The sequence below is a fragment of the Streptomyces sp. NPDC053493 genome, assembly GCF_044544825.1.
Lineage (GTDB): Bacteria > Actinomycetota > Actinomycetes > Streptomycetales > Streptomycetaceae > Streptomyces.
The window spans coordinates 531,437-556,725 of the sequence record NZ_JBITXS010000003.1; the positions used below are offsets into that span (position 1 = coordinate 531,437).

Here is a 25,289-nt window from a genome sequence, read left to right on the forward strand (position 1 = left end):
CGGCCCCGAGGTGTTAGCAAGAGGCATGACCGCACCTCGCGTACCGCAGAGCACGTACGACGCCGTCATCGTCGGCGGCGGACACAACGGCCTCGTCGCCGCCGCCTACCTCGCCCGCGCCGGCCGCCGGGTCCTCGTCCTCGAACGCCTCGGCTCCACCGGCGGCGCCGCCGTGTCCACCCGCCCGTTCGCCGGGGTCGACGTCCGGCTCTCCCGCTACTCGTACCTCGTCTCGCTGCTCCCCGAGAAGATCGTCCGCGAGCTCGGGCTGCGCTTCGCCGTGCGCAAGAGGTCCGTCTCCTCGTACACCCCGTACGGGGACTCCGGCCTCCTCGTCGGCGGCGACCAGGACCGCACCCGGGCGTCCTTCGCCGCGCTCACCGGGTCCGACCGCGAGTACGAGGCCTGGCAGGCGTTCTACGGCCGTACCGCCCGCGCCGCCCGGCGGATCTTCCCCACCCTCACCGAGCCGCTGCCGACCCGGGCCGAACTGCGCGCCCGGGTCGACGACCCGGAGACCTGGGAGATGCTCTTCGAGCAGCCCCTCGGCGCCGCCGTCGAGCGGCACTTCGCCAGCGACCTGGTGCGCGGCGTCGTCCTCACCGACGCCCTCATCGGCACCTTCGCCGACGCCCACGACCCCTCCCTGCTCCAGAACCGCTGCTTCCTCTACCACGTCATCGGCGGCGGCACCGGCGACTGGGACGTGCCGGTCGGCGGCATGGGCGCGCTCACCGACGCCCTCGCCGACGCGGCCCGCGCCGCCGGCGCCACCTTGCGCACCGGCCACGAGGTCACCCGGATCGACACCGACGGCGAGCACGCCGAGGTCGCCTACCGCACCGCCGACGGCGAAGGCGTCGTCGGCGCCCGGCACGTGCTCGTGAATGCCTCCCCGCAGGCCCTCGCCGCACTGCTCGGCGAACCGGCGCCGCGGCCCGCCGAGGGCGCCCAGCTCAAGGTCAACATGGTGCTGACCCGGCTGCCGAGGCTGCGCGACCGCGCCGTCGACCCGCGCGAGGCGTTCTCCGGCACCTTCCACATCGCCGAGGGCTACGGGCAGTTGGCCGCCGCGTACGAGGAGGCCGCCGCCGGCCGGCTGCCCGGCGCGCCGCCCTCCGAGATCTACTGCCACACCCTGACCGACCCGAGCATCCTCGGCCCCGAGGCCGCCGCCCGCGGCTACCAGACCCTCACCCTCTTCGGACTCCACGCGCCCGCCCGGCTGTTCGCCGACGACCCGGACGGAGCCCGCGACGCCCTGCTCAAGGCCACCCTCGACCAGCTCGACGCCTGCCTCGGCGAACCGGTCGCCGACTGCCTGGCCCGCGACGCCGACGGCCGGCCGTGCATCGAGGCCAAGAGCCCGCTCGACCTCGAACGCGAGCTGCGGCTGCCCGGCGGCCACATCTTCCACCGCGACCTCTCCTTCCCCTACGCGGACGGCGCCGGCGACGACCGGGCGGGCCGCTGGGGCGTCGGGACCGCGCACGCCAACGTCCTGCTGTGCGGCGCGGGCGCCGTGCGCGGCGGCGGAGTGAGCGGAGTGCCCGGCCACAACGCGGCCAAGTCGGTACTGGAAGGCGCCTCGGGTTGACGCGGGGCCCTGTCCCGCCAGCGGCGTGAAGCTGATCTATGACCGCGCTTAAGAAAACCTCGATGGACCACGGGCCCGGCGTACGGAAGATTCTCCTCCAGGGATCATGGGCGCTTCGCCGCGCCCGGACCCGGAACATCACAGGACACGTACGTCGGGAGCCGTGACATTGAAGGCGCTGGTCAAGCAGAAGGCGGAGCCGGGACTCTGGCTCACGGACGTGCCCGAGCCGGAGACGGGTCACGGTGACGTCCTGATCAAGGTCAAGCGGACCGGTATCTGCGGTACCGACCTGCACATCCGCTCCTGGGACGGCTGGGCGCAGAAGAGCATCGCCACGCCGCTGACGCTCGGCCACGAGTTCGTCGGCGAGGTCGTCGAGACCGGCCGCGACGTCACCGACGTCACGGTCGGCGACCTGGTCAGCGGCGAGGGCCACCTCGTCTGCGGCAAGTGCCGCAACTGTCTGGCCGGCCGCCGCCACCTGTGCCGCGCCACCGTCGGCCTCGGCGTCGGCCGCGACGGCGCCTTCGCCGAGTACGTCGTGCTGCCCGCCGCCAACGTGTGGGTGCACCGCGTCCCGGTCGACCTCGACGTCGCCGCGATCTTCGACCCGTTCGGCAACGCCGTGCACACCGCGCTCTCCTTCCCGCTGGTCGGCGAGGACGTCCTGGTCACCGGCGCCGGCCCGATCGGCATCATGGCCGCGGCCGTCGCCAAGCACGCCGGCGCCCGCAACGTCGTCATCACCGACGTCAGCGAGGAGCGCCTGGAGCTGGCCCGCAAGACCGGCGTCTCGCTCGCGCTCAACGTCGCCGAGCGGACCATCGCCGACGGCCAGCGCACCCTCGGCCTCAAGGAGGGCTTCGACGTCGGCCTGGAGATGTCCGGCAACCCGCGCGCGATGCGCGACATGGTCGCCAACATGACCAACGGCGGCAAGATCGCCATGCTCGGCCTGCCCAGCGAGGACTTCTCCGTCGACTGGGCGAAGATCGTCACCTCGATGATCACCATCAAGGGCATCTACGGCCGGGAGATGTTCGAGACCTGGTACGCCATGTCCGTGCTCCTGGAGGGCGGACTCGACCTCGCCCCGGTGATCACCGGCCGCTACGACTACCGCGACTTCGACGCGGCCTTCGACGACGCCGCGTCCGGCAAGGGCGGCAAGATCATCCTCGACTGGACCGCCTGATCCTCCCGGATCCTCCGAACCCCAGGAGCTGCACCCACATGTTCGATTCCGTACGCGACGACATCCGCGCCACCCTCCAGGAGATCCAGGAGGCCGGTCTCCACAAGCCCGAGCGCGTCATCGGCACGCCCCAGTCCGCGACCGTCGCCGTCACCTCCGGCGGCCGTCCCGGCGAGGTGCTGAACTTCTGCGCCAACAACTACCTCGGCCTCGCCGACCACCCCGAGGTCGTCGCCGCCGCCCACGAGGCGCTCGACCGCTGGGGCTACGGCATGGCGTCCGTCCGCTTCATCTGCGGCACCCAGGAGGTCCACAAGGAGCTCGAGGCGCGGCTGTCCGCCTTCCTCGGCCAGGAGGACACGATCCTCTACTCCTCCTGCTTCGACGCCAACGGCGGCGTCTTCGAGACCCTCCTCGGCCCCGAGGACGCGGTCATCTCCGACGCCCTCAACCACGCCTCCATCATCGACGGCATCCGCCTGTCCAAGGCCCGCCGCTTCCGCTACGCCAACCGCGACATGGCCGACCTGGAGCAGCAGCTCAAGGAGGCCGTCTCGGGCGGCGCCCGGCGCAAGCTGATCGTCACCGACGGCGTGTTCTCCATGGACGGCTACGTCGCCCCGCTCGACGAGATCTGCGACCTGGCCGAGCGCTACGACGCCATGGTCATGGTCGACGACTCGCACGCCGTCGGCTTCGTCGGCCCCGGCGGCCGCGGCACGCCCGAGCTGCACGGCGTCATGGACCGCGTCGACATCATCACCGGTACCCTCGGCAAGGCCCTCGGCGGCGCCTCCGGCGGCTACGTCGCCGCCCGCGCCGAGATCGTCGCCCTGCTGCGCCAGCGCTCCCGCCCGTACCTGTTCTCCAACACCCTCGCCCCGGTCATCGCCGCCGCCTCGCTCAAGGTCCTCGACCTGCTCGAGTCCGCCGGCGACCTGCGCGAGCGCCTGAACGCCAACACGGCGCTCTTCCGCTCCCGCATGACCGAGGAGGGCTTCGACATCCTGCCCGGCGACCACGCCATCGCCCCCGTCATGATCGGCGCCGCCGCCGAGGCCGGACGGATGGCCGAGCTGCTCCTGGAGCGCGGCGTGTACGTGATCGGCTTCTCCTACCCGGTCGTGCCGCAGGGCCAGGCCCGCATCCGTGTCCAGCTCTCCGCCGCCCACTCCACGGACGACGTGAACCGGGCCGTGGACGCGTTCGTCGACGCGCGCGCCGCCCTGCGAAACTAGGGGCATGATCGAAGCGCGGCGGCTGCACATCCTCCGGGCGGTGGCCGACCACCGCACCGTCACAGCGGCGGCCGCCGCGCTCTATCTCACGCCCTCCGCCGTCTCCCAGCAGCTCGCCGCCCTGGAGCAGGAGACCGGCCACCGCCTGGTGGAGCGGGGCGCCCGGGGCGCCCGGCTCACCCCCGCAGGCGAGATCCTGCTGAGCCACGCCAACGCCGTCCTGGCCCAGCTGGAGCGCGCCGAGGCCGAGCTCGCCGCCTACGGCTCGGGCGAGGCCGGCACGGTCACCGTGGCGGCCTTCGCCACCGGCATCGGGCTCGTCGTCGCCCCGGCCATCGGCTCCCTCGCCCGCACCGCGCCCGGCATCCGCGTCCGGGTCAGGGACGCCGAGGGCGACGAGAGCCTGCTCATGGTCCTCGACCGCCAGGTCGACGTGGCCGTGGCCGTCGAATACCGGGGCGCGCCCGGCGCGGACGACGCCCGCCTCACCCGCGTCCCGCTCTACGCGGAGCCGTTCGACGCCGTGCTGCCGCCCGGCCACGCGCTCGCCGTACGGGAGCGGATCGCGCTCGCCGACCTCGCCAAGGACCCGTGGATCGGCCAGTCGGCCGGCAACCCCTGCCAGGACGTGACCGTCCTGGCCTGTGAATACGCCGGGTTCGCGCCCACCATGCAGCACACCTCCGACGACTTCCGCGCCGTCGTCGCGCTCGCCGCCGCCGACGCGGGCGTGGCCCTCGTGCCCCGCTCGGCGCTGCGCGGCACCGACCTCAGCGGCGTCGTCGTCCGCCCGGTCGACGGCGTCGCGCCCACCCGCCGCGTCTTCGCGGCGGTCCGCCGCGGAGCCGAGGACCACCCGCTGATCCAGCCCGTCCTCGCCGCCCTCGCCGACGCGGCCCGGCCCTGATCCGTCCCGCGGCCCGGCCCCTCCGTCCTCGTGGCCCGACCGGCGAGACGCCCCGCTAGTCCGCCGAGAGCGTCCATCCGCGGGCCTCGACGCGGGAGCCGTCCGCGGGGCGGGCCTCGTCGAAGAGGGGGCGGCCGGAGGCGTCGAGGACGCGGAGGGCGTCCACGTACACGCCGCGGCCCACGTAGCGGGTGTCGGTGGTGCAGCGCCAGCGCAGTCGCACGGGCGCCGCCGACCACGCGGACAGGCCGGCGGACAGCTCGTACCAGCGGCGTCCCGACCAGCCGCCGACCGCTCCCGTCGGGTGCTCACCGCTGCCCGGCGCGCCGTCCTCGCCGGCGGTGGTGGTGAACGGGACCGGTGACCAGCGGGCGCCGCCGTCCGTCGAGGCCTCCAGGACGGCCTGGTCGGTGCCGGGTTCGGTGTCCCACCACAGGGCGCAGGTGAAGCGGGCCGCGCCGGGGACGGCCGGCAGGGTGAGGGTGGCGGTCGTGCCGCTCGCCATGCCGGCGAACCAGGCGTGCCGGCCGCGGGCCGGGCGCACCGGCACCGCGCGGGCGAGACGGTCGGCGGCGGCGACCCGGGGCGCGGAGCCGGAGCGCCAGGTGCGCACCGGATGGACCGAGTTGCCGAGCACGATCAGAAAGGCGTCGGTCGTCGGATCGAGGACCAGGCTGGTGCCGGTGAAACCGGTGTGCCCGGCCGTGCGCGGAGTGGCCAGCGCGCCCATGTACCAGTGCTGGTAGAGCTCGAAGCCGAGACCGTGCTCGTCGCCGGGGAAGGCCGTGTTGAAGTCGGTGAACATCAGCTCCACCGAGGCGGGGGAGAGGATCCTGGCGTCGCCGTAGGCGCCGCCGTTCAGCAGGGTGCGGGCGAGGACGGCGAGGTCCCAGGCGCGCGAGAACACCCCGGCGTGACCGGCGACGCCGCCCATCGCGTACGCGTTCTCGTCGTGCACCTCGCCCCACACCATGCCGCGGTCCAGGCCGGACCAGGGCTTGCGGGCGTCCTCCGTCGCGGCGATGTCCGGCCGCCAGGAGAGCGGAGGACTGAAACGCGTGCGGCGCATCCCGAGCGGAGCGGTGATCTCGGTGCGGAGCAGGTCGTCCAGAGGGCGAGCGGTGATCTTCTCCAGAATCAGCTGAAGCGTGATCAGATTCAGGTCGGAGTACAGGTAGAAGGTGCCGGGCGGATGCGCCGGCACCTCGTTCCACAGCAGCCGCAGCCGGCCCTCCCGCGTCGGCTCCTTGTACAGCGGGATCCAGGCGCGGAACCCGGAGGTGTGCGTGAGCAGCTGACGGACCGTGACGTCCTGCTTGCCGCCGCCCGCGAACTCCGGCAGATACGCCGTGACCCGCTCCTCCAGCTCCAGCGCCCCGCGCTCGATCTGCTGCACCGCCAGGATCGAGGTGAACAGCTTCGAGACCGACGCCAGGTCGAAGACGGTGTCCTCGCGCATCGGGATCCGCTCGTCCGGCGGCAGCTCGACCCCGGTGTCGGTCTTCTCGTCGTACGCCGCGTAGCGGACGGCCCAGCCGATCGGCCGGTGCAGGGCCACCGTCCCGCCGCGCCCGGCGAGCAGCACCGCACCCGCGTACCACGGGTGCGTGGGGGAGGGGCGGAGGAAGGATTCCGCACCGGTGACGAGCGCGTCCAGATGCTCGGGCAGCAGTCCCGCCCGCTCGGCCGAGCCGCGCCGCAGCACGGTCCGCCGCGCGCCGCCGAAGCCCCGCGCACCGTCGCCGCCGGCCGTCCGCGCCTCACCCGACCCGCCCGCCCGCGCCCGCTCCGGCCCCGGTTCCCCGGCCGCCGCGGCCCCCGGCACCGCACCGATCATCAGCGCACCTCCCAGCGCGAGGACCCCGCCGCCGAACGCGCGGCGGCTCGGGCCCCGGCCCGTGCTTCCCGTCGTCTCCGTCATGACCACCCTCTCCCACACGGGCCCCGGCCGCGAAACAATCTGACACTGCATCAGAAAATCTCTTCCCTCGGCACCCCGGCTGCGGCACCATGCCGCCCATGAAGACGGAGCTGAGTCGAAAACTGGGGATCGAGCACGCCATCTTCGGCTTCACGCCCTTCCCCGCGGTGGCCGCCGCCATCACCAGAGCCGGCGGATTCGGCGTCCTCGGCGCCGTCCGCTACACCGATCTCGACGACCTCGCCCGCGACCTCGACTGGATGCAGGCCCACACCGACGGGCTGCCCTACGGCCTCGACGTCGTCATGCCCGCGAAGAAGGTCGAGGGCGTCACCGAGGCCGACGTCGAGGCGATGATCCCCGAGGGACACCGCGAGTTCGTCCGCGCCACCCTCGCCGAACACGGCGTCCCCGAACTCGCCGAGGGCGAGGCCTCCGGCTGGCGCATCACCGGCTGGATGGAACAGGTCGCCCGCAGCCAGCTCGACGTCGCCTTCGACTACCCGGTCAGACTGCTCGCCAACGCCCTCGGCTCACCGCCCGCCGACGTCGTCGCCCGCGCCCACGACCACGGCGTCCTCGTCGCCGCCCTCGCCGGCAGCGCCAAGCACGCCCGCCACCACGCCGAGGCCGGCATCGACATCGTCGTCGCCCAGGGCTACGAGGCCGGCGGCCACACCGGAGAGATCGCCTCCATGGTCCTCACGCCCGAGGTCGTCGACGCCGTCTCCCCGCTGCCCGTCCTCGCCGCCGGCGGCATCGGCAGCGGCGAACAGATCGCCGCCGGACTCGCCCTCGGCGCCCAGGGCGTCTGGCTCGGCTCGCTCTGGCTCACCACCACCGAGGCCGAACTCCACTCCCGGGCCCTGACCGCCAAGCTCCTCGCCGCCGGCTCCGGCGACACCGTCCGCTCCCGCGCCCTGACCGGCAAACCCGCCCGCCAGCTGCGCACCGAATGGACCGACGCCTGGGACGACCCGGCAGGACCCGGCCCGCTGCCCATGCCGCTCCAGGGCCTGCTGGTGGCCGAGGCCGTCTCCCGCATCCAGAAGTACGAGGTCGCCCCGCTGCTCGGCACCCCGGTCGGCCAGATCGTCGGCCGGATGAACACGGAGCGCGGCGTCCAGCAGGTCTTCGACGAGCTCACCCGCGGCTTCGAGAAGGCCGTCGACCGGATCAACCGCATCGCCGGGAGGAGCGCCTGATGAGCGAGCAGCCCAACGGATTCTGGTCGCAGGCCGCGGCCGACCCGTCCCGCGTCGTCCTGGTGGCGCCCGACGGCGAGGAGTGGACCGCGGGACGGCTGCACGCCGACGCCAACCGCCTCGTCCACGGACTGCGCGCCGCCGGCCTCGAGCGCGGCGACGCCTTCGCCGTCGTCCTGCCCAACGGCGTGCCCTTCCTCACCGCCTACCTCGCCGCCTCCCAGGCCGGCTTCTACCTCGTGCCCGTCAACCACCACCTCGTCGGACCCGAGATCGCCTGGATCGTCGCCGACTCCGGCGCGAAGGTGCTCGTCGCCCACGAGCGCTTCGCCTCGGCCGCCGCCGCGGCCGCCGACGAGGCGGGCCTCGCGCCGAGCCGGCGCTACGCGGTCGGCGAGATCCCCGGCTTCCGCCCGTACGCCGACCTCCTCGAGGGCCGGCCCGACTCCCCGCCCGCCGACCGCACCCTCGGCTGGGTCATGAACTACACCTCCGGCACCACCGGCCGGCCCCGCGGCATCCGCCGCCCGCTGCCCGGCAAGCTCCCCGAGGAGACCTACCTCGGCGGCTTCCTCGGCATCTTCGGCATCAAGCCCTTCGACGGCAACGTCCACCTGGTCTGCTCGCCGCTCTACCACACGGCCGTGCTCCAGTTCGCCGGCGCGGCCCTGCACATCGGCCACCCGCTCGTCGTCATGGACAAGTGGACGCCCGAGGAGATGCTGCGGCTCGTCGACACCCACCGCTGCACCCACACCCACATGGTGCCCACCCAGTTCCACCGCCTGCTCGCGCTGCCCGAGGACGTCCGCGACCGCTACGACGTCTCCTCCATGCGCCACGCCATCCACGGCGCCGCGCCCTGCCCCGACCACGTCAAGCGGGCGATGATCGAGTGGTGGGGCCACTGCGTCGAGGAGTACTACGCGGCCAGCGAGGGCGGCGGCGCCTTCGCCACCGCCGAGGACTGGCTGAAGAAGCCGGGCACCGTCGGCCGCGCCTGGCCCATCAGCGAGCTGGCCGTCTTCGACGACGACGGCAACCGGCTGCCGCCCGGCGAACTCGGCACCGTCTACATGAAGATGAGCACCGGCGGCTTCCGCTACCACAAGGACGAGGCCAAGACCGCGAAGAACCGCATCGGCGACTTCTTCACGGTCGGCGACCTCGGCGTGCTCGACGAGGACGGCTACCTCTTCCTCCGCGACCGCAAGATCGACATGATCATCTCGGGCGGTGTCAACATCTACCCGGCCGAGATCGAGGCCGCCCTGCTCGCCCACCCCGCCGTCGCCGACGCGGCCGTCTTCGGTATCCCGCACGCCGACTGGGGCGAGGAGGTCAAGGCGGTGGTCGAGCCCGCCGAGGGCCACGAGCCGGGCCCGGAGCTCGCCGCCGCGGTGCTGGCCCACTGCGAGAGCCGGCTCGCCTCCTACAAGCGGCCCAAGTCCGTCGACTTCGTCGCCCACATGCCCCGCGATCCCAACGGCAAGCTCTACAAGCGGCGCCTGCGCGACCCGTACTGGGAGGGCCACGACCGGCCGTTGTGACGGACGGCGGCCACGTCGGCGGGCCGTCCGTCACGCACCGCCGGGGTGAGCGGCGTCTCATCCCGGCGGGCTTGCTATGCAACCAGTTGCATAGCACGATCGGGTGCCATGGCGCTCGAACACGCGATCCTCGTGTCCCTGCTGGAGAAACCGGGCTCCGGCTACGAGCTGGCCCGGCGCTTCGAGCGGTCCATCGGCTATTTCTGGACCGCCACCCACCAGCAGATCTACCGCGTGCTCAAGCGCATGGAGAACGACGGGTGGGTCGACGTCCGCGACGTGCCCCAGCACGGCCGCCCGGACAAGCGTGAGTACTCCGTCGCCGACCTCGGCCGGGCCGCGCTGTCCTCGTGGCTGCGCGATCCCATCGAGCCGGAGAGCGTCCGCCACGACCTCGCGGTGAAGATCCGCGGCGCCGCCTTCGACGACCCGGCCGGCCTGATCCGCGAGGTGGAGCGGCACCGGCAGGTGCACCAGGACCGCCTGGCGCACTACCGGGCGGGCGAGGTACGGGACTTCACCGGACCCGAGGCGGACCCGGACGGCCCGGAGGGCCCGGAGGGCCCGGCAGATCCGGCCGACCCGCACCGCCCGGAGGCGCCGCTCGACGCCGAGCGGGAGCTCCAGCACGTCGTACTGCGCGGCGGCATCGCGTACGAACGCATGATGATCGCCTGGCTGGACGACGTGCTCGCCACCCTGGCCCGGTTCGGCCCGGCCGACCCGCGCACCTCTCCCTCTCATCCGTAACCGACCGACCAGCCGAAAGGCACAGGGCATCCTCAACATGGCCGACCAGCTGCTGTTCAACCCGCGCACCTACGACCCCGCGCACTTCGACCCCGAGACGCGCCGGCTGCTGCGGGCCACCGTCGACTGGTTCGAGGAACGCGGCAAGCGGCGACTGATCGAGGACTACCGCACCCGCGCGTGGCTGGGCGACTTCCTCGCCTTCGCCGCCAAGGAGAACCTGTTCGCGACCTTCCTCACGCCGTCCTCCGCCGCCGGCGACACGGCCGGCGCGGCGGACAAGCGGTGGGACACCGCCCGGATCGCCGCGCTCAACGAGATCCTCGGCTTCTACGGGCTCGACTACTGGTACGCCTGGCAGGTCACCATCCTCGGCCTCGGCCCGGTCTGGCAGAGCGACAACGCCGCAGCCCGCGCACGTGCCGCCGAACTCCTCGCGGACGGCGAGGTGTTCGCCTTCGGCCTGTCGGAGAAGACGCACGGCGCCGACATCTACTCGACCGACATGCTCCTCGAGCCCGACGGCCAGGGCGGCTTCCGCGCCACCGGCTCGAAGTACTACATCGGCAACGGCAACGCCGCCGGCCTCGTCTCCGTCTTCGGCCGCCGCACCGACGTCGAGGGCCCCGACGGCTACGTCTTCTTCGCCGCCGACAGCCGCCATCCCGCCTACCACCTCGTCAAGAACGTGGTCGACTCCTCGAAGTTCGTCAGCGAGTTCCGCCTGGAGGACTACCCGGTGGCGGCCGAGGACGTGCTGCACACCGGCCGCGCCGCCTTCGACGCCGCGCTCAACACCGTCAACGTCGGCAAGTTCAACCTGTGCACCGCCTCCATCGGCATCTGCGAGCACGCGATGTACGAGGCCGTCACCCACGCCCACCAGCGCATCCTGTACGGCCGTCCGGTCACCGCCTTCCCGCACGTGCGCCGCGAGCTGACCGACGCCTACGTCCGGCTGGCCGGCATGAAGCTGTTCAGCGACCGCGCCGTCGACTACTTCCGCTCCGCCGGTCCCGAGGACCGCCGTTACCTGCTCTTCAACCCGATGACGAAGATGAAGGTGACCACCGAGGGCGAGAAGGTCATCGACCTGATGTGGGACGTGATCGCCGCCAAGGGCTTCGAGAAGGACAACTACTTCGCCCAGGCGGCCGTGGAGATCCGCGGCCTGCCGAAGCTGGAGGGCACGGTCCACGTCAACCTGGCGCTGATCCTGAAGTTCATGCGCAACCACCTGCTGGACCCGGTCGCCTACGAGCCCGTCCCGACCCGTCTCGACGCGGCCGACGACGCCTTCCTCTTCCGCCAGGGACCCGCCCGCGGCCTCGGCTCGGTCCGCTTCCACGACTGGCGCGCCGCCTTCGACGCGTACGCGCACCTGCCCAACGTCGCCCGCTTCCGCGAGCAGGCCGACGCCCTCTGCGCCTTCGTCACGACGGCGGCGCCGGACGAGGCGCAGAGCCGGGACCTCGACCTGCTGCTCGCCGTCGGACAGCTCTTCGCCCTGGTCGTGCACGGCCAGCTGGTCCTGGAGCAGGGCGCGCTCACGGCGGTCGACGAGGACGTGCTGGACGAGCTGTTCGCCGTCCTCGTACGGGACTTCTCGGCGCACGCCGTGGAGCTGCACGGCAAGGATTCGGCCACCGAGGCGCAGCAGGAGTGGGCGCTCGGCGCCGTCCGCCGCCCGGTGGTGGACGAGGTGCGCACGGACCGCGTCTGGCAGCGCGTCGAGGCGCTCGCGGGCGCGTACGAGATGGCGCCGTAGAACAGCCGCGCGCCGTGAGCCGCCGCCCCGGCCGGGAGACCGATCTCCCGGCCGGGGCGGCGGCGTTTTCCGGCCGCAGACCGCCCAACAGGGCACACCCTCTTGCCAGTTCGGCCCGGAGCTTTCGAGAATGCGCATGACAATCGAAGGATCTTCGGTTGCACCGTCATCAGAGGGGAACCCCCACATGAAGAAGCCTCTCGTCGGCGCCCTGCTCGCCCTGCTCCTGACAGGAGCGGCAGCAGCCCCGGCCCTGGCGTCCGCACCCCGGGACACCGGCGCGCAGGCCCCGGCCGCCGCGCCCCGCAGCCAGGCCACCGCGGCCCTCGCCGTCGACTTCGCCGGCACGGTCGCGCTCAGCAACTGTTCCGGATCCGTCGTCCGCACGCCCAGCTCCCTGCCGACCGACCCGGCGCTCGTCCTGTCCAACGGACACTGCCTGGAGACCGGTTTCCCGGGACCCGGTGAGGTCGTCAAGGACAGGCGGTCCACCCGCTCGTTCTCGCTGCTGAACTCGGCCGGCACCAAGGTCGGGACGCTGCGCGCCAGCAAGATCGCGTACGGCACGATGACCGACACGGACGTCTCGATCTACCAGTTGACCACGACGTACGCGCAGATCCAGAGCCAGTACGGCATCAGCGCGCTGACCCTGAACGACACCCACCCGGTGCAGGGTTCGTCGATCAAGGTGGTCTCCGGCTACTGGAAGCGGATCTACAGCTGCAACGTCGACGGCTTCGTCTACCGCCTGAAGGAGGGCGACTGGACCTGGAAGGACTCGGTCCGCTACACCTCCTCCTGCAACACCATCGGCGGCACCTCCGGCTCGCCGGTCGTCGACACGACCACCGGCCGGGTCGTCGCCGTCAACAACACGGGCAACGAGAGCGGTGAGAGCTGCACCGTGAACAACCCGTGCGAGGTCGACGAGAACGGCACCGTGACCGTCCGTCAGGGCATCAACTACGCCCAGGAGACGTACACCATCGTCCCGTGCATCGGCCCGAAGAACGTGATCGACCTCAACCGCGCCGGCTGCACCCTGCCGAAGCCGTAAGGCCGGCTCCCGCGCGCCCCGGCCCGCAAGCCCCGCTCCCGCACGCCCCGTCGTCGCCCGTCCGGATCCGGCCTCCCCCGGATCCGGACGGGCGCACGCGGCGCGCGGAAGGCGTACCCGCCCTTTATGGCAGGATTCAGGGCATGAGTTCGACTACGGCGGGAATGGCACGACAGTGGACGACATGGGGGCCGGTGGTCGCGGCCGTGGGCCTCGCCCTCGGCTGGGGCCGGGACCTACCGGGCTTCGCGGTGGTGCTCATCGTGCTCTGCCTCTTCGCCGCCGTCCTGTCGGCCGTGCACCACGCCGAGGTCGTGGCCCACCGCGTCGGCGAGCCCTACGGCTCCCTCGTCCTCGCCGTCGCCGTCACCGTCATCGAGGTCGGACTCATCGTGACGCTGATGGCCGGAGGCGGCGACAAGGCGACCAGCTACGCCCGCGACACCGTCTTCGCCGCCGTGATGATCAGCTGCAACGGCATCGTCGGCCTCTCGCTGCTCGTCGGCGCCCTGCGCAACCGGATCGCCGTCTTCAACGCCGAGGGCTCCGGCGGCGAACTCGCCATCGTCTGCACCCTCGCGACCATGACGCTGGTCCTGCCCACCTTCACCACCAGCCACCCGGGCCCCGAGTTCTCCACCGCCCAGCTGGCCTTCGCCGCCGTCTCCTCGCTCCTGCTGTACGCGGTCTTCGTCGGCGTCCAGACGGTCCGGCACCGCGACTACTTCTTGCCCGTGCCCCGGCCGGGCCAGGAGGGCCACGAGTCGGAGGACGAGCACGCCGCCCCGCCGACCGCCCGGGCGACCTGGCTCAGCCTCGGCCTGCTCGTGGTCGCCCTCGTCGCCGTCGTCGGCAACGCCAAGCTCATCTCGCCCACCATCGAGGACGGCGTCGAGTCGGCCGGCCTGCCGAAGGCCGTGGTCGGCGTCATCATCGCCCTCATGGTGCTGCTGCCCGAGACCCTGGCCGCCGTGCGCGCGGCCCGCCGGGACCGCATGCAGACCAGCATGAACCTCGCCTACGGCTCCGCCATCGCCAGCATCGGCCTGACGATCCCGTCGATCGCCCTCGCCTCCGTCTGGCTGGACGGGCCCCTGATCCTCGGTCTGGGGCCCCTCCACATGGTGCTGCTGGTGCTCACGGCCGTGGTGAGCGCCCTGACCGTGGTGCCCGGGCGGGCCACCCTCCTCCAGGGCGCCGTCCACCTGTCGATCTTCGCGGCCTTCGTGTTCCTCTCGTTCAGCCCCTGACGACCACCACCCGCAGCGCGGGCGAGCGCAGGATGTCCTTCTCGCAGAACCGTGAGGTCACCCAGCGCCCGCCCGAGAACAGCCGGGTCTGGTCGCTGAAGTGCGCCGAGGCGGGGTTCGAGGACTGGGAGTACGACAGCAGCGTGCGCGCCACCGGGCAGCGGCTCCCGTCCCAGCCGACCGCCTGCACATGGCTGGTGCCGTGCGCGACCTCCGTGTAGCCGCCGCCCGCCGGATTCCACACGGGCTCCGTCTTGTTCCAGACGCCCAGCGCCTCCGTGCCGCCGCTCACCGGGATCCGCACCCCGTTCCGTACGACGAACTGGTGCTCGCCGAGCGGCGCGTCCAGCGCGATCCCGGCGGCCCGCAGCTCCGCCACCGCGTCGCCCAGCGCCTTGGCGAAGGCGGCGGAGCCGGTGTCGAGGGCGCGCGGGGTGCGCACCGGGTCGGCGACCGAGAACGGCACCTTCCACTGGGTGCCCGCCGGCGCCGCGGCCGTGAGCCTCCGCCAGAACCGGTCGAACAGCAGCGCGCCCCGGCTGCCGGTGTTCACCGTCCGGTCCCACGCGCCGATCACCCGGCACGCCTCCGGGTCGTCGGGCAGGACCGCCGGGCAGGCCCGGGCGGCGTCCGCCGCCGCCAGATCGCCCGCCGGCGCCCGGTTGGCGAACTGCTGCCGTTGCAGGTCCGCCACGGTCAGTCCGCCGCGCGCGGCCATCGCCGCCACGTCCTCCAGGGCGCCGCGGGTACGCAGCGACCGCGGTGTGCCGACGGTGCCGAAGATCCGCTCGTAACCCGTCACGGGCCGGTCCGCGTTGGCCAGCCAGGCACTGTCGTTGGAGTTCTCCACGTACGGCGCGTCCCGCAGCACCGGCATCCGCGCCGGGCCGAACACCCCGGGCTGCACCGCGTCCGGATCCGAGCCGAGCGCGCAGTCGCCGCGCGAGCCGTCCAGGACCGCGACACCGGAGGCCGGGTAGGTGGCGCGGCCGAGCGGAGTGGAGCAGCGCCCCGCCAGCTCGTCGGTGATCCGCGGCAGCACCTGTGCCTGGGTGAACAGCGTGTGCCCCGCCGCGTCGGCGGCGATCGTGTTCACCCACGGCAGGCCCTGGGTGCGGCGCAGCGCGTCGGCCAGGTCGTCCGTGGAACGGGACTTCGCGAAGCCGAGCGCGGTGTCGGAGGCCCGCAGATTGGCGGCGTTGGGATCGTTCAGCGCGAAGGCCGTCGTCGCCGTCCACGGCAGCGGCAGCTGCGCGCCGAGACCGCTGACGACCGGACCGTAGCGGGTCCACCACTGGGTACGGGTGACCGGCGCCCCGCCCTTGACCGGCACCGTGACGGTGCGCGGCGTCATCTTCTCGGGCCTGCCGTCCACCAGGTAGGCGGTCGGGTTGGCCGGGTCGAGGGCCAGCTGGTGCAGGTTGAGCGGGACGCCGGTGGCGACGGTGTGGCTCCAGGCGACCTTGTCGTTGAAGCCGATGTTCACCACGGCGGTGCCGAGCAGGGAGGCGCCGGAGACGTTCAGCTCGCCGGGAATGGTCTGCTGGGACTGCCAGAAGCGCCGGCCGCCCTGCCACGGATAGTGCGGATTGCCGAGCAGCAGCCCGCGCCCGCCCGCGGTCGTCGCGCCCTGGAAGGCGACGGCGTTGGAGCCCATGGTGGCGTTCTCGGCGGCGAACAGCGCGCGGGCGGCGGCAGCGGTACGGGCCGGGTCCACCCGGTCCGCGGCGGCCGGCGCCGCGGAGGCGGGCGCCGCGGGGGCGGGACCGGCCGGCGGGCGCGCCGCGGTGATGCCGTCCACGCCCCGGCCCTGCCCGCCGAGGACGGAGACCGCCCAGCCGCGCCGGGCCACGTCGAGCGCGGTGACCGGGCGCACCCAGCCGGCGCCCGCGCAGGCGGGATCGGTGATCTCGTGCGTGCGCAGCCAGGCGTTGTAGCCGGCCGCCCAGCCGCGCATCAGCTCCTTCAGCTGCCGGCTCGGCCCGGCCGGGGCCGGCGTGGCGAGCAGCTGCTCGACCGTCCCGGCGTCCGCCACCCCGCGGAAGAACAGGTCGCTGGAGAGGTTCGTGGTCGCCGACGACAGCGACCCGTCGGGCGCCGCGTCCGCGCCGAAGTGGCGCGAACGCTCGCCGTTCACGGTCACGAAGCCGTCGGCGAGGACGCAGACCTGGTCCGCCGCCTGCGCCCAGCCGGTGCCGAAGCCGAGGCCCGCGTAGTCACGGGCGACGATGTGCGGGATGCCGTACTCGGTGTAGCGGATGACGGCCGACAGGCCCCGGTCCGACGGCCGGTCGGTCCGCCCGCCCGCGTCGGCGGCGGCCCCGGCGGGCAGCGAGGCGACGACGGCGGCGAGCACGGCGCCGACGAGCGCCGCCCGCCTGAGCCGTCCGGGCAAGAAGGTGCGGAGGTGCAAGGTGCCTCCCAACGAGCATGCGGTGAAAGCCAATTGGGTCATCCAGACAGCCGGGCCCGCCCTCTGTCAACATCCCGTTCGGTATCCGAGGTCCGCACGGCACGAGCCGCCGCCGGGTACTTGACCGGCCGCCCGGCCCCACCGAGGATCGTCAGCCATGGAACGAGGACCACGCAGGCTGCTCACCCGTACCGTCGACGGCGTCCTGCGCATGAGCGCCCAGCGCGTCCCCGACCGGGTCGCCCTGCGCTACGCGGACCGGGCCTGGACGTACGCCGAGCTGGACACCGCCGTCACGACCGCCGCGGCCGTGCTGCGCGAGCGCTGGGGACTCGCCGAGTACGACCGGGTGGCGACGTACGCCCACAACTCCGACGCCTACCTGATCGCCTTCCTCGCCTGCGCCCGGGCGGGCCTGATCCACGTGCCGGTCAACCACCACCTCACCGGCGACGACCTCGCCTACATCCTGGAGCAGTCCGGCAGTTCCCTGGTCCTCGCCGATCCGGCGCTCGCCGGCCGGGTACCCGACGGCGTGCCCGTACGCCCGCTGCGCGACGGCGAGGACTCGTTCCTCGCGGCGCTCGCCGAGCCCCAGCCGTACGACACGGACCACGACGCCCGTGACCTCGTCCAGCTGCTCTACACCTCCGGCACCACCGCCCTGCCCAAGGGCGCGATGATGACCCACCGGGCCCTGGTCCACGAGTACGCCAGCGCCGTCGAGGCCCTCGACCTGCACGAGGACGACCGGCCGGTGCACTCGCTGCCGCTCTACCACTCGGCCCAGATGCACGTCTTCCTGCTGCCCTACCTCGCGGTCGGCGCCGAGAACACCGTCGTGGACGGCCCCGATCCGGCGCTCCTGTTCGACCTGATCGAATCCGGGCGTTGCGACAGCCTGTTCGCCCCGCCGACCGTCTGGATCGCCCTCACCCGGCACCCCGACTACGCGACGCGCGACCTCTCCGCCCTCCGCAAGGCCTACTACGGCGCCTCCGTCATGCCGGTGCCGGTCCTCGAAGGGCTGCGTTCGCGGCTGCCGTCCCTCGCCTTCTACAACTGCTTCGGACAGTCGGAGATCGGGCCGCTCGCCACCGTCCTCGGCCCCGACGAGCACGAGGGCCGGATGGACTCCTGCGGGCGTCCGGTCCGCCACGTCGAGGCGAGGGTCGTCGACGAGGACGGCCGGGACGTGCCCGACGGCACGGCCGGTGAAGTCGTCTACCGCTCGCCGCAGCTGTGCACCGGCTACTGGAACAAGCCGGAGGAGACCAAGGAGGCCTTCCGCGACGGCTGGTTCCGCTCGGGCGACCTCGCCGTGCGCGACGCCGAGGGCTACTTCACCGTCGTCGACCGGGTGAAGGACGTCATCAACTCCGGAGGCGTCCTGGTCGCCTCCCGCCAGGTCGAGGACGCCCTCTACACCCACCCGTCCGTCGCCGAGACCGCGGTCGTCGGCCTCCCCGACGACCGCTGGATCGAGGCCGTCACCGCCTTCGTCGTCCCGCGCGCGAAGGTCACCGAGGCCGAACTCCTCGCCCACGCCCGTGAGAAGCTCGCCCACTTCAAGGCCCCGAAACGGGTCGTCCTCGTCGACTCCCTCCCGCGCAACGCCAGCGGCAAGATCCTCAAGCGCGAGCTGCGCGAGCGCTACCGGGATCGCTGACGGCCCTCGCCCTGGTCCTGGTCGGAACGTTCGACCGAGGCATACTCGTCGAACGTTCCGACCAGGAGGCAGCGTGACCACTCTCCGGCCCGACACCATCCGCACCGACCGGCTGACCCTGCTGCCCCTGCGGGCCGACCACGCCGACGAGATGGCCACGGTGCTGTCCGATCCCGGCCTGCACACCTTCATCGGGGGCGCACCGGACACCGCCCAGGCCCTGCGCGCCCGCTACGAACGGTGGGCGGCGGGCTCACCCGATCCCGCCCGATCCTGGTGCAACTGGGTGATCCAGCTCCGCGACACGGCCTGCCTGGCCGGCACGGTGCAGGCGACGATCACCGTCGACGACCGCGGTGCCACCGCGGAGATCGCCTGGGTGGTGGGATCGCCCTGGCAGCGGCGCGGCATCGCCACCGAGGCGGCCCGAGGACTCGTCGCCTGGCTCCGCGAGCGCCGGGTGCACACGGTCATCGCCCACATCCACCCCGACCACAAGGCGTCCGCCGCCGTCGCGACCGCAGCCGGACTCGTCCCCACGGATCAGTGGCACGACGGGGAGGTCCGGTGGCAACTGCTGACCAGCTGATCGCGCATCTCGGCAGCAGGGGCGGAGTGTCCGCGGTCCCTGCCGCGCCCGCACCTCGTGGGTCCCGCGTCCTGCGGGGCCCGGCTAGCGCGGGTTCCGGAGGTCCAGGATGCGCTTGATCTTGCCCACGCTGCGCTCCAGGGTCTCCGGGTCGACGACCTCCACCGCGACCGAGACGCCGATGCCGTCCTTGACGGCCGCCGCGATCGCGCGGGCCGCCTCCGCCCGCTGGTCGGGTGTGGCCTCCGGGCGGGCCTCGGCCCGTACCGTCAGGGCGTCGAGGCGGCCCTCGCGGGTCAGCCGGAGCTGGAAGTGCGGGGCCACGGCGGGAGTGCGCAGGACGATCTCCTCGATCTGGGTGGGGAACAGGTTCACGCCGCGCAGGATCACCATGTCGTCGCTGCGGCCCGTGACCTTCTCCATCCGCCGGAAGACCCGCGCGGTCCCGGGCAGCAGCCGGGTGAGGTCGCGGGTGCGGTAACGGACCACCGGCATCGCCTCCTTGGTCAGGGAGGTGAAGACCAGCTCGCCCTGCTCCCCGTCCGGCAGCACCTCGCCCGTGAGCGGGTCCACGATCTCCGGATAGAAGTGGTCCTCCCAGACGTGCAGTCCGTCCTTGGTCTCCACGCACTCCTGCGCCACGCCCGGGCCCATCACCTCCGAGAGCCCGTAGATGTCGACCGCGTCGATCGCGAAGCGTTCCTCGATCTCCCGGCGCATCTCCTCCGTCCACGGCTCGGCGCCGAAGATGCCGACCTTCAGCGAGGTGGAGCGCGGGTCGACGCCCTGCCGCTCGAACTCGTCGAGCAGCGTGAGCATGTAGGAGGGCGTCACCATGATGATCTCGGGCCGGAAGTCCTGGATGAGCTGCACCTGGCGGGCCGTCATGCCGCCCGAGGCCGGGATCACCGTGCAGCCGAGCCGCTCGGCGCCGTAGTGCGCGCCGAGGCCGCCGGTGAACAGGCCGTAGCCGTAGGCCACGTGGACCTTGTGGCCGGGGCGGCCGCCGGCCGCGCGGATGGAGCGCGCGACCACGTCCGCCCAGGTGTCCAGGTCCCGCTCGGTGTAGCCGACGACGGTGGGCCGGCCGGTCGTCCCGCTGGAGGCGTGGATGCGGCGGATCTCGGACTGGTCGACGGCGAACATGCCGAACGGGTAGTGCGCGCGCAGATCGGTCTTGGCGGTGAAGGGGAAACGGGCCAGGTCGGCCAGGGAGCCGCAGTCCTCCGGCCGTACGCCCGCCTTGTCGAAGGACTCCCGGTAGAACGGCACGTTCGCGTAGGCGTGCCGCAGGGTGGCGCGCAGCCGCTCCAGCTGGAGGGCCTCCAGCTCGTCCCGTCCGAGCCGCTCGCCGGCGTCCAGCAGGTCACTCATGCGCCACTCCCTCGCCTCACGCGCACACCGCACCACACCACGGCAGAGCACCGGCCGGCCGCCGCAAAACGGACGACCGATCATTCGGTAGCTCCTTTTCGGAGCCAGTAAAGCCGCCGCCACCGGGGTCTTGGCAAGAGGCCGGGGCGCCCTTTCTGCGATCGCGTGCCGTCCGTTCCGCCGTCGGTCACGGACGGGTGGACGAAGATCACACATTCGGGTGCGATTGTCCGTGAAGGCGCAGGAACGGTGCGGCAGGCGCTCGCCGGGCCCCGAAGATGAGGCCGTCCGGCCTCCCTTCCCAACCCCGGACGAAATGGACCGTCATGCCCGTCCTGTGCCGTCCCGCCGTCGCCGTGCCCGAGCACGTCATCACCCGGCAGGAGACTCTGGATCTGGCCCGCACCCTCCACGCGGGCCACGAGTCGCTGCCCCTCGTCCTCCGCCTCATCGGCAACACGGGCGTCGCCAAGCGCCACCTGGTCCAGCCGATCGAACGCACCCTCGCGCACCCCGGCTTCGAGGCCCGCAACACCCTCTACGAGACCGAGGCCAAGGCCCGTGTCCCCGCCGTCGTCCACGAGGCCCTGCACCACGCCGGCCTCGGCGCGGCCGACATCGACCTCATCGTCTACGTCTCCTGCACCGGCTTCATGATGCCCTCGCTCACCGCCTGGATGATCAACACGCTGGGCTTTCGCCGCGACACCCGCCAGATGCCCATCGCCCAGCTCGGCTGCGCCGCCGGCGGCGCGGCGATCAACCGCGCCCACGACTTCTGCGCCGCCTATCCCGGCGCCAACGCCCTGATCGTCGCCTGCGAGTTCTGCTCCCTGTGCTACCAGCCCACCGACCTCACCGTCGGCAACCTGCTCTCCAACGGCCTGTTCGGCGACGCCGTCGCCGCGGCCGTCGTCCGGGGCTCCGGCGGCACCGGCGTCCGGCTGGAACGCAACGGCTCCTACCTCGTCCCCGACAGCGAGGACTGGATCGCCTACAAGGTCCGCGACACCGGCTTCCACTTCATGCTCGACAAGCGGGTCCCCGGCACCATGGAGCAGCTCGCTCCCGCCCTCGTCCAACTCGCCGCCCGGCACGGCCGGGACGCCGGCCGGCAGGACTTCTACCTCGTCCACGCCGGCGGACCGCGCATCCTCGACGACCTCGGCACGCACCTGGACGTGCCGGCCGAGATGTTCCGCTTCAGCCGGGCCACGCTCACCGAGTACGGCAACATCGCCAGCGCCGTCGTCCTCGACGCGCTGCGCCGGCTCTTCGAGGAGGGCGGCCCGTCGGCCGGCGCCACCGGGATCCTCGCCGGCTTCGGACCCGGCATCACGGCGGAGATCTCGCTCGGCAGCTGGACCACGGGCGGCGCCGTCGAACCTCCGCGGCGCGAGAGCGTCCTCCTCACCGGCCCCCGCCGGCCCGACACTCCTCTTCCCACGACAGCGACGGTGGCCCGATGACCACGACCACGAACACCGGCACGCCCGGACCCTCCGACGCGGCCGGTGCACCGGACGTCGCGCCCGGAGGACCCGACGCCACCGCCGAAGGACCGCACGCCACCGCCGGAGGACCCGACGCCACCGCCGAAGGACCGCACGCCACCGCCGGTGGGCCGGACGCCACCGCCGGAGGTGCCGACGACGCGGCCGGGTCCCGCGTCCACTTCTGGGCCGTGCCCGACCTCACCGGCCTCGACTTCGACCCGCTCCTCGCCCGGCTCCTCCACGAGGAGCCCGTCGCCCGGATCCGCCTCCCGCACGGCGAGGGCCACGCCTGGCTCGTCACCCGCTACGAGGACGTCAAATTCGTCTCCGTGGACCCGAGGTTCAGCCGCCAGGCCGTCTACGGACGCTCCGTCACCCGCCTCGCCCCGCACTTCATCCCCATGGAAGGCGCGGTCGGCTTCGCCGACCCGCCGGACCACACCCGGATGCGCCGCGTCGTCGCCCGCGCCTTCAGCGCCCGCGCCCTGCGCGCCCTGCGCGAGCACGCCCAGGACGTCATGGACCGGCTCCTCGACCGCGTCGAACGGCACGGCCCGCCCGCCGACCTGATGGAACTGGTCAACCGGCCCTTCCCGCTCGCCATGGTCAGCGAACTCATGGGCGTCCCCGAGGGCGACCAACCGCTGATGGCCCGCTGGTCCGACACCATCCTCTCGGCCGGCTCCGGCCGCGAGGCCGCCGAGAAGGCCAAGGCCGAACTGGCCCGCTACTTCGCCGAGCTCATCGGCCGCAGCCACGGCACCGGCAAGGAGTTCCTCGCCGCTGTCCTCGCCGACGCCGTCGACGACGCCACCCTGGACGAGCGGGAGGCCGTCGGCCTCGCCGTCCTCATCCAGATCGGCGGCGCCCACGCCGTCCGCAACAACAGCGCCAACATGGTCTACACGCTGCTCACCCACCCCGGGCACCTCGCCCGGCTGCGCGCCGAACCGGACCTGCTCCCGCAGGCCGTCGACGAACTCCTCCGCTACATCCCGCACCGCAACGCCGTCGGACTCTCCCGGATCGCCCTGGAGGACGTCGAGGTCGGCGGCGTCCTCATCCCCGAGGGCGACCCGGTCTACGTCTCCTACCTCACCGCCAACCGCGACCCGGCCGTCTTCGCCGAGCCCGAGCGGCTCGACTTCGACCGCGGCTACGTCCCGCACGTCGCCTTCGGCCACGGCCCGCACTACTGCCCCGGCTCGGCCCTGGCCCGCATCGAGTCCGAGATCCTCCTCGACACGCTGTGGACCCGCTTTCCCGGCCTGCGCCTCGCCGTCCCCGAGGACGAGATCCGCTGGCAGCGCGGCGCCCTCATCCGCGGCCCCGAGACCCTGCCCGTCACCTGGTGAGAGGAACCACCGCCCCGTGACTGCCACCGCCTTCGGCGCCCCAGCCACCACCGCCGCCCCGGCCCCAGCCACCACCGACGCCCCGGCCCCAGCCACCACCACCGCCCTGGCCCCGGACGCCACCACCGCTGCCGCCGCCACAGACGCCGTCGTCGTCGGACCGGGCGACGGGCTCGTCGTGCCGCCCGGCCACGGCCGGACGCTGACCACCGCCGCCCAGCACGTCACCTTCAAGGTGACCGGCGCACACTCCCGTACCGCCTCCACCTTCGAGGTCGTCGTCCCGCCCGGCTTCGACGTCGGAGCCCACGCCCACGCGCGCAGCGAGGAACTCTTCTACGTCCTCGAGGGCGAGCTCGACCTGCTCGCCTTCGAGCCGCTCGTCCGCACCCGCGACAGCTGGCGCGACTGGGAGTCCGCCACCGGCCGACGCGCCGTCCGCGCCACCGCCGGCACCCTCGTCCTCGTGCCGCCCGGCTGCCCGCACGCCTTCGCCAACCGCGGCGGCGACCCCGCCCGCATGCTCTTCCAGGCCTCGCCGCCGCCCGACCACGAGCGCTACTTCGAGGAGCTCATGGAGATCCTCGCCTCCTCCGGCCCCGACCGGCCCGTCGACCACGAGGCCGTCGCACGGCTGCGCGTCCGCTACGACATCGAGCAGATCACCCCGCTCCGGCACGACGCCGGAACCCGCCAGGAGACGGCACCCACGCCATGACCCCACCCGAGCACTACGGCCCGGTCGTCCACGACTGGCCCCTGGTCCCGCTGCCCCGCACCGACTTCGACCCCGTGCCCCACCGGCTGCTCCACGAGGAGCCCGTCGCCCGGATCCGCCTCCCGCACGGCGAGGGCCACGCCTGGCTCGTCACCCGCTACGAGGACGTCAAGCAGGTCACCTCGGACCCGCGGCTCAGCCGGGCCCGCACCGTCGGCCGGCCGATCCCCAGCACGACTCCGCACACCCTGGCCCCGCCCGGCGGCGTCGGCCGCGCCGACCCGCCCGACCACACCCGGCTGCGCCGACTCGTCGCCCCGGCCTTCGGCCGCCGCCGCATGACCGTCCTGCGCGAGCGCACCGAGCGCACGGCCGGCGCCCTCGCCCTGCGCACCCTCGACGCGGGACCGCCCGCCGACATCGCCGAGACCTTCGTCGGACCGCTCTCGGCGACCGTCGTCGCCGAACTCCTCGGCATCCCCGCCGCCGACCTCGGACGCGTCCAGGAATGGCGCGGCGGCCTCCTCTCCCACGACACCACCGCCGAGGAGGGCGAGTCGGTGAAGAAGGAGATCGCCGGCTACTTCGCCGGCCTCGCCCGCCGGCGCGCCGAGCACCCCGCCGACGACCTCGTCAGCGAACTCGCCGCCGCCCGCGCGGCCGGCCACCTCAGCACGCCCGAACTGGTCTCGCTGGCCGTGATGCTCACACTCAACGGGCTCGACGCGGTCCGCAACATCGTCTCCACCATGGTGTACGTCCTCCTCACCCACCCCGACCAGACGGCGAAGCTCCGCACCGAGCCCGGCCGGCTGCCCCGCGCCGTCGACGAGCTGTTCCGCTACATCCCGCAGCGCGGCGGCGTCGGCATGCCCCGGGTCGCCACCGCCGACATCGAGGTCGGCGGCGTCACCATCCGGGCGGACGAGGCCGTCCACGTCTTCTACCCGGCCGCCAACCGCGACCCGGCCGTCTACAACGAACCCGACCGCCTCGACCTCGGCCGTGACGAGGCCCCGCACCTCGCCTTCGGGCACGGCGCCCACTACTGCGCGGGCGCCCAGCTCGCCCGCATGGAGGCCGAGGTCATGCTCGGCACCCTGCTCACCCGCTTCCCCGGCCTCGCGCTCGCCGTCCCGCCCGACCGGATCGCCTGGCGCGCCGGCGCCGTCAACCGCGGCCCCGAGACCCTGCCCGTGACCTGGTGAGAGCGGCGGCCCGGCTAACGGCC

The 25,289-nt window shown here is 73.1% G+C and carries 19 protein-coding genes; 16 read left to right on the plus strand and 3 right to left on the minus strand.

Annotation, left to right across the window (positions count from 1 at the left end):
* Positions 1-25: 25 nt before the first annotated feature.
* From ACIGO8_RS12240 to ACIGO8_RS12255, 4 genes are all read left to right on the plus strand, one after another.
* Complete coding sequence (locus ACIGO8_RS12240) at positions 26-1,597, plus strand: phytoene desaturase family protein (protein ID WP_399727938.1); 1,572 nt, start codon at positions 26-28, stop codon at positions 1,595-1,597.
* Positions 1,598-1,766: 169 nt separating this feature from the next.
* Complete coding sequence (gene tdh / locus ACIGO8_RS12245) at positions 1,767-2,795, plus strand: L-threonine 3-dehydrogenase (protein ID WP_399728536.1); 1,029 nt, start codon at positions 1,767-1,769, stop codon at positions 2,793-2,795.
* Between the two features lie 38 nt (positions 2,796-2,833).
* The gene (locus ACIGO8_RS12250) at positions 2,834-4,033 is read left to right on the plus strand and encodes a glycine C-acetyltransferase (RefSeq protein ID WP_399727941.1); all 1,200 of its coding nucleotides are present in this window, start codon (positions 2,834-2,836) and stop codon (positions 4,031-4,033) included.
* 4 nt (positions 4,034-4,037) lie between these two features.
* Positions 4,038-4,940 (plus strand): LysR family transcriptional regulator, encoded by a 903-nt coding sequence (locus tag ACIGO8_RS12255; RefSeq protein ID WP_399727943.1) that lies wholly within the window; start codon positions 4,038-4,040, stop codon positions 4,938-4,940.
* Between the two features lie 55 nt (positions 4,941-4,995).
* Here the strand turns inward: ACIGO8_RS12255 and ACIGO8_RS12260 are convergent, their stop codons facing one another.
* Positions 4,996-6,861 (minus strand): serine hydrolase, encoded by a 1,866-nt coding sequence (locus ACIGO8_RS12260; RefSeq protein ID WP_399727946.1) that lies wholly within the window; start codon positions 6,859-6,861, stop codon positions 4,996-4,998.
* Positions 6,862-6,959: 98 nt separating this feature from the next.
* Between ACIGO8_RS12260 and ACIGO8_RS12265 the strand changes: the two genes are divergently transcribed.
* From ACIGO8_RS12265 to ACIGO8_RS12290, 6 genes are all read left to right on the plus strand, one after another.
* Complete coding sequence (locus ACIGO8_RS12265) at positions 6,960-8,066, plus strand: NAD(P)H-dependent flavin oxidoreductase (RefSeq protein WP_399727949.1); 1,107 nt, start codon at positions 6,960-6,962, stop codon at positions 8,064-8,066.
* On the plus strand, positions 8,066-9,616 hold the full coding sequence (locus ACIGO8_RS12270; protein WP_399727951.1) for an acyl-CoA synthetase: 1,551 nt from the start codon (positions 8,066-8,068) through the stop codon (positions 9,614-9,616). The genes ACIGO8_RS12265 and ACIGO8_RS12270 overlap by 1 nt, the downstream gene beginning before the upstream one ends.
* A gap of 108 nt (positions 9,617-9,724) precedes the next feature.
* The gene (locus ACIGO8_RS12275; protein ID WP_399727954.1) at positions 9,725-10,366 is read left to right on the plus strand and encodes a PadR family transcriptional regulator; all 642 of its coding nucleotides are present in this window, start codon (positions 9,725-9,727) and stop codon (positions 10,364-10,366) included.
* A 37-nt stretch (positions 10,367-10,403) separates the two neighbouring features.
* Positions 10,404-12,134, plus strand: a complete 1,731-nt coding sequence (locus ACIGO8_RS12280; protein ID WP_399727957.1) for an acyl-CoA dehydrogenase family protein — start codon at positions 10,404-10,406, stop codon at positions 12,132-12,134.
* Between the two features lie 187 nt (positions 12,135-12,321).
* Complete coding sequence (locus ACIGO8_RS12285; RefSeq protein WP_399727960.1) at positions 12,322-13,194, plus strand: serine protease; 873 nt, start codon at positions 12,322-12,324, stop codon at positions 13,192-13,194.
* 143 nt (positions 13,195-13,337) lie between these two features.
* On the plus strand, positions 13,338-14,444 hold the full coding sequence (locus ACIGO8_RS12290) for a calcium:proton antiporter (RefSeq protein WP_399727963.1): 1,107 nt from the start codon (positions 13,338-13,340) through the stop codon (positions 14,442-14,444).
* Here the strand turns inward: ACIGO8_RS12290 and ACIGO8_RS12295 are convergent.
* On the minus strand, positions 14,434-16,839 hold the full coding sequence (locus tag ACIGO8_RS12295; protein ID WP_399728539.1) for a penicillin acylase family protein: 2,406 nt from the start codon (positions 16,837-16,839) through the stop codon (positions 14,434-14,436). The genes ACIGO8_RS12290 and ACIGO8_RS12295 overlap by 11 nt on opposite strands.
* A 175-nt stretch (positions 16,840-17,014) precedes the next feature.
* Between ACIGO8_RS12295 and ACIGO8_RS12300 the strand changes: the two genes are divergently transcribed.
* Both ACIGO8_RS12300 and ACIGO8_RS12305 read left to right on the plus strand, forming a co-directional pair.
* Positions 17,015-18,526, plus strand: coding sequence for a fatty acyl-CoA synthetase (locus ACIGO8_RS12300; protein WP_399727965.1), 1,512 nt, complete (start codon positions 17,015-17,017; stop codon positions 18,524-18,526).
* 73 nt (positions 18,527-18,599) lie between these two features.
* Positions 18,600-19,115: a GNAT family N-acetyltransferase gene (locus ACIGO8_RS12305; RefSeq protein ID WP_399727968.1), complete on the plus strand. Its 516-nt coding sequence runs from the start codon at positions 18,600-18,602 to the stop codon at positions 19,113-19,115.
* A gap of 84 nt (positions 19,116-19,199) precedes the next feature.
* Here ACIGO8_RS12305 and paaK read toward each other — a convergent pair whose 3' ends face one another.
* Positions 19,200-20,489: a phenylacetate--CoA ligase PaaK gene (gene paaK / locus ACIGO8_RS12310; RefSeq protein ID WP_399727971.1), complete on the minus strand. Its 1,290-nt coding sequence runs from the start codon at positions 20,487-20,489 to the stop codon at positions 19,200-19,202.
* A gap of 326 nt (positions 20,490-20,815) precedes the next feature.
* On the opposite strand from paaK, the gene ACIGO8_RS12315 reads away from it, so the two are divergent.
* The 4 genes from ACIGO8_RS12315 (at position 20,816) to ACIGO8_RS12330 (ending at position 25,266) form a co-directional block, all read left to right on the plus strand.
* Positions 20,816-21,958, plus strand: coding sequence for a type III polyketide synthase (locus ACIGO8_RS12315; RefSeq protein ID WP_399727973.1), 1,143 nt, complete (start codon positions 20,816-20,818; stop codon positions 21,956-21,958).
* A complete protein-coding gene (locus ACIGO8_RS12320) occupies positions 21,955-23,340 on the plus strand; it encodes a cytochrome P450 (RefSeq protein ID WP_399727975.1) in 1,386 nt (461 codons plus the stop codon). The genes ACIGO8_RS12315 and ACIGO8_RS12320 overlap by 4 nt, the downstream gene beginning before the upstream one ends.
* Positions 23,341-23,518: 178 nt before the next feature.
* Positions 23,519-24,058, plus strand: a complete 540-nt coding sequence (locus ACIGO8_RS12325) for a cupin domain-containing protein (RefSeq protein WP_399728542.1) — start codon at positions 23,519-23,521, stop codon at positions 24,056-24,058.
* Positions 24,055-25,266, plus strand: a complete 1,212-nt coding sequence (locus tag ACIGO8_RS12330) for a cytochrome P450 (RefSeq protein WP_399727978.1) — start codon at positions 24,055-24,057, stop codon at positions 25,264-25,266. The genes ACIGO8_RS12325 and ACIGO8_RS12330 overlap by 4 nt, the downstream gene beginning before the upstream one ends.
* Positions 25,267-25,289: the final 23 nt, after the last annotated feature.

Excerpts from the sequence above, each read along its gene's own strand:
- ACIGO8_RS12300 (WP_399727965.1), top strand. The coding sequence starts at position 17,015 with ATGGAACGAGGACCACGCAGGCTGCTCACCCGTACCGTCGACGGCGTC.
- ACIGO8_RS12290 (WP_399727963.1), top strand. The coding sequence starts at position 13,338 with ATGAGTTCGACTACGGCGGGAATGGCACGACAGTGGACGACATGGGGG.
- ACIGO8_RS12250 (WP_399727941.1), top strand. The coding sequence starts at position 2,834 with ATGTTCGATTCCGTACGCGACGACATCCGCGCCACCCTCCAGGAGATC.
- ACIGO8_RS12320 (WP_399727975.1), top strand. The coding sequence starts at position 21,955 with ATGACCACGACCACGAACACCGGCACGCCCGGACCCTCCGACGCGGCC.
- ACIGO8_RS12255 (WP_399727943.1), top strand. The coding sequence starts at position 4,038 with ATGATCGAAGCGCGGCGGCTGCACATCCTCCGGGCGGTGGCCGACCAC.
- ACIGO8_RS12280 (WP_399727957.1), top strand. The coding sequence starts at position 10,404 with ATGGCCGACCAGCTGCTGTTCAACCCGCGCACCTACGACCCCGCGCAC.
- ACIGO8_RS12265 (WP_399727949.1), top strand. The coding sequence starts at position 6,960 with ATGAAGACGGAGCTGAGTCGAAAACTGGGGATCGAGCACGCCATCTTC.
- ACIGO8_RS12315 (WP_399727973.1), top strand. The coding sequence starts at position 20,816 with ATGCCCGTCCTGTGCCGTCCCGCCGTCGCCGTGCCCGAGCACGTCATC.
- ACIGO8_RS12260 (WP_399727946.1), bottom strand. The coding sequence starts at position 6,861 with ATGACGGAGACGACGGGAAGCACGGGCCGGGGCCCGAGCCGCCGCGCG.
- ACIGO8_RS12275 (WP_399727954.1), top strand. The coding sequence starts at position 9,725 with ATGGCGCTCGAACACGCGATCCTCGTGTCCCTGCTGGAGAAACCGGGC.
- ACIGO8_RS12240 (WP_399727938.1), top strand. The coding sequence starts at position 26 with ATGACCGCACCTCGCGTACCGCAGAGCACGTACGACGCCGTCATCGTC.
- ACIGO8_RS12330 (WP_399727978.1), top strand. The coding sequence starts at position 24,055 with ATGACCCCACCCGAGCACTACGGCCCGGTCGTCCACGACTGGCCCCTG.
- paaK (WP_399727971.1), bottom strand. The coding sequence starts at position 20,489 with ATGAGTGACCTGCTGGACGCCGGCGAGCGGCTCGGACGGGACGAGCTG.
- ACIGO8_RS12270 (WP_399727951.1), top strand. The coding sequence starts at position 8,066 with ATGAGCGAGCAGCCCAACGGATTCTGGTCGCAGGCCGCGGCCGACCCG.
- ACIGO8_RS12285 (WP_399727960.1), top strand. The coding sequence starts at position 12,322 with ATGAAGAAGCCTCTCGTCGGCGCCCTGCTCGCCCTGCTCCTGACAGGA.